Here is a 447-nt window from a genome sequence, read left to right as displayed (position 1 = left end):
CCTGGGCTTGCTCGTGCTGCTCTGGCTGCTTGGGTTTGCGGTTTTCCTGGCGACGATGCCGGCACCGCTTGTCGGCCCGCGTACCGATGCAATTGTGGTGCTGACGGGGTCTGCCGGGCGGATCGATCGCGGTCTCACGCTGCTGCAGGGGCATATGGCCAAGCGCATGCTGATCAGCGGCGTCGCGCCGGAAGTGCGCCCGGCCGAACTGGCGCAGATCAACGCCGCGCGGCGCGTTTCGTCGGACTCGCAAGGGTGGCGGCAGACCTTCCTGTGGCCAACCACCGGCCGCATCTCCACGCTGTTCGGATCGCAGCGCATCTACAAGAATGGCGAGGCGGGATCGTATCATTCAGGTGTCGATATCGCCAAGCCGCAAGGTTCGGTCATCCTTGCTCCAGCCGATGGCGTAGTAGTCCTGGCGGCGGACAATCCCTTCACGCTGGA

At 64.9% G+C, this 447-nt stretch carries 1 protein-coding gene; it reads left to right on the top strand.

Features of this window, described 5'->3' with window-relative positions; all coding sequences use genetic code 11:
• A partial coding sequence (locus AACY08_RS29770; protein ID WP_445262070.1) for a M23 family metallopeptidase occupies window positions 1-447 on the top strand: 447 nt, incomplete at both ends.

The sequence above is a fragment of the Pseudomonas sp. EL_65y_Pfl1_R83 genome, assembly GCF_963970695.1.
In the GTDB taxonomy this organism is placed as follows: Bacteria; Pseudomonadota; Gammaproteobacteria; order Pseudomonadales; family Pseudomonadaceae; genus Aquipseudomonas; species Aquipseudomonas tritici.
Note: the sequence above shows the minus strand (reverse complement) of the source record. Positions and strands in the feature narration are given on the sequence as shown.